Raw genomic sequence first — 3,467 nt, forward strand, 5'->3', positions numbered from 1 at the left:
GTCTCTACTGTGATCGTAGTTGGAGGAGCTGGAGATTACTTTGATGTTGCAGATCATGTGATCATGATGGATGAATATAGACCTAAGGATGTAACAGATCTGGCACACAAGATTGCAATAGAGCTTCCTACCCAGCGAAAAGAGGAAAGTTCTGATAAATTTGGTCGAATTTGTCGTAGGGTTCCCGACCCTGATAGTATTAACCCTAAGCGGGGAAATAAATTCAAAGTTAAAGCCTCAAGCAAAGATGTTATTCATTTTGGTAGAAACAATATTGAATTGAGTAACCTTGAGCAGCTTTTAAATAGAGAACAGGCTAAAACAATTGGTTATATCCTTGTCTTTGCTTTACAGAAAGGAATCATAGATGGCCAGAGTTCATTGGGAGATATATTGAATAAAATCTTCAATATTTTAGAAAAAGAAGGACTTAAAATTATCTCCCCTTTTAACTACCCTGATGGTGATTATGTAAAACCAAGACCGTACGAGGTAGGGGCAGCTTTAAACAGGTTGCGAACTCTTAAAGTGAAAAGAGTAGAAATCTAATTAATAGAGGATGAAAAATGACTTAGCTGTTTTCTAGTTAAAATATTGGATTGTTGAAAAATATAAAAGGCGTCTGCATAAGGCGTCTTTTTTATTGGTTTGGATTTTTATAGTATATTTTGTGAAACAATAATAGGCCTTTCACCAAAACCATAACTTTGTGGTGTAGTACTTACTTACTTTAGAGTTACTTACTCACGAGTTAGTAACTCATGAGTAAATGATCTAATTTATATTATTTTAATAAGTTTTAAAGATTTTGTGTCCCATAAAAAGGAATAATTAATTTGACCGTAATAAAAATAGATTATAATTTTCATACCCTCCCCTGGTGGGATGGATAAAAAGGAGGCGATTTTATGAAACACGAAAAGGCTCTTAGAAAACTTAAAACAGCACGCGGACAGATTGATGCAGCCATAAAAATGATTGAAGAAGAGAGATACTGTATCGACATATCTAAGCAATTGTTAGCCACAATTTCTCTTTTAAAAAATGCTCACTCTGAAATATTGAAAAAACACATAGAAACATGTGTGAAAGATGCAACGTCTTCTAAAGATCCCGAAGAAATCAATATAAAATTAGAAGAACTTGAAGAGGTTTTCGATTATCTCAAAAAAACGTAGAAAAGGTGGTGCACTATATGAGTGAAGTCAAAGAAAAATCGTTAGAACCATCAAATTCTCAAGAAAAATTTGCCCAAAATAATAAAGTATCTTTCAGTGTTCAGGGGATGACCTGCGCTACATGTGTAAAAAATGTAGAAAGGGCACTTAAAAAATTAGATGGGGTAAAATATGTCTCTGTCAATTTAGCCACAGAAAAAGCTGTATTAATATCACAAGAAGCTATTCCAATGAATAAAATCAAAAAGGCTGTATCAGACGTTGGATACAAAGTTTCTGAAGAAATACCTACCGAGGATTTGATAGAAAAGAGATTCAAAGAATCTCGAAAAGATATGTATATTTCAGTAGGTATCACGATTCCTCTTATGATTCTTATGATCTTAAATATGAGCGGGTTGCATATTCCTTTTATGCTATTGATTGAATTAATCGGTGGTGCAGCAACAATCTTCATACCAGGTAGAAAAACTTTAAAGAGCGCTTGGATAGCTTTATCTCATCTTCATACCAATATGGATACATTAGTTTCCCTTGGAGCTATTTCCGCTTGGGCGACTACAGTTTTAGCAATTATTGGTTTAGATATCCTTTCTTTTGGAACTATTGCATCTATGCTTATTACCCTGAATCTGGTAGGTAGATACATTGAAGCAAGGATGAAACATAGTGCTTCAAGAGAAATAAAGCTTCTTCTTTCGATGAAAGTTGACAAAGCGAATGTAATTACTGATCAGGGAGTGGTTGAATTACCCATAGAGACAGTCAAAATAGGTGACTTAATACTGGTGAGGCAAGGTGAAAAAATCCCTTTAGATGGTACTATCGTAGAAGGACAAGCTTCCATAAACGAATCTATGATAAGCGGTGAACCACTACCTGTATTAAAAGGCGAGAAGGATCCTGTAGTGAGTGGAACGATAGTCGAATCAGGGCTTTTAAAAATAAAAGTGGAAAAAGTTGGAGAAGACACATTCCTAAATCAAATGATCAAACTTGTAGAAGAAGCTCAATCCTCTAAAGTACCTATTCAAGCTCTGGCTGACAGAATAACCTTGTATTTTATACCGACGGTTTTTTCTTTAGCTGTCTTAAGCGGCATGCTTTGGTTTTTCCAATATGAAACATTCCAACCTTTTTTGATTAACGCTTCAAATGTCATTCCTTGGGTTCTTACAGGAGCTGGACCACTATCTACCGCAATTTTTTCGTTTGTTGCCACTCTTGTTATAGCGTGTCCATGTGCACTTGGCTTAGCAACACCTATGGCCCTTGTGGCTGCAAGTTCTGTATCTGCCAAAAAAGGATTGATAATAAAAAATGGAGAAGCCATCCAAACAGCTAAAGATATAGATACAATTCTCATGGACAAAACTGGAACCTTAACTAAAGGTCAACCTTCAGTTATTGAACATAATTTAGATGATGAAACATTTTTGATCATTTCAGAAATAGAGAAAAATTCTACTCACCCATTGGCTAAGGCGATAGTCGAATATGCACAAGAACATATTAAAAATCAGAACGTCGAAATCGAAGGAATAGAGGAAATAACAGGCAAAGGAATCGTTGGGACATACAAAAACAATGAATACTATATAGGTAAACCACGTGATGCAAAACCCTACCAAGAATTTATGGAAAACGCAGAGACGGTAATAGAAGTAAGCAAAAATGAAAAAATTGTTGGCTACATAAGAATCGCTGATGCGATTAAAAGCGATGCCGTAGAAGCTATAAAAAAATTAAAAGAAATGGGAATGGAACCCATAATGGTAACAGGTGACAACGAAAACACTGCCAGAGCTGTTGCTAAAAAGGTTGGAATTGATAGGGTATTTGCAAATATATCGCCTCAAAATAAAGTAGAAATAGTCAGAAAATATCAGATAGAAGGGAAAAAGGTCGGAATGATAGGCGATGGAATAAACGATGCTGCAGCATTAAAATCATCTGATATGGGTATTGCAATAGGTAACGGGACAGATTTGGCAATAGAATCAGCGGATGTAATAATAAGTCAGGGCGAAATTTCAAAAGTTATAGATGCAATAAAGATATCTGAAATAACCTTTAAAAAAATCAAGCAAAACTTATTCTGGGCTTTCTTCTACAATATTATTGCAATACCTTTGGCAATGATTGGAATCCTTCACCCAGCCATAGCAGAGATTGCCATGTTATTTAGTTCCATAAACGTAATTTACAATTCAAGTCGGATTACAAAAAAACTTTAGGAGGTTAAACAATGAAATACGTATTTGATGTTCCAGATATGTCTTGTGAACA

Annotated in this window: 3 protein-coding genes; all 3 read left to right on the forward strand. The window is 35.1% G+C overall.

All coding sequences use genetic code 11. The features are described 5' to 3' along the window. Window positions 1-549: P-loop domain-containing protein (locus tag AA81_RS04790; RefSeq protein WP_211292657.1), on the forward strand; the 549-nt coding region annotated here is incomplete at its 5' end. 359 nt (window positions 550-908) lie between these two features. After that, complete coding sequence (locus AA81_RS04795) at window positions 909-1,178, forward strand: metal-sensing transcriptional repressor (RefSeq protein ID WP_103077007.1); 270 nt, start codon at window positions 909-911, stop codon at window positions 1,176-1,178. A gap of 17 nt (window positions 1,179-1,195) precedes the next feature. After that, window positions 1,196-3,415 carry a heavy metal translocating P-type ATPase gene (locus AA81_RS04800; RefSeq protein WP_103898375.1) on the forward strand — a complete coding sequence of 740 codons (2,220 nt, stop codon included), beginning with the start codon at window positions 1,196-1,198 and terminating at the stop codon, window positions 3,413-3,415. Window positions 3,416-3,467: the final 52 nt, after the last annotated feature.

Source organism: Petrotoga halophila DSM 16923 (assembly GCF_002924615.1).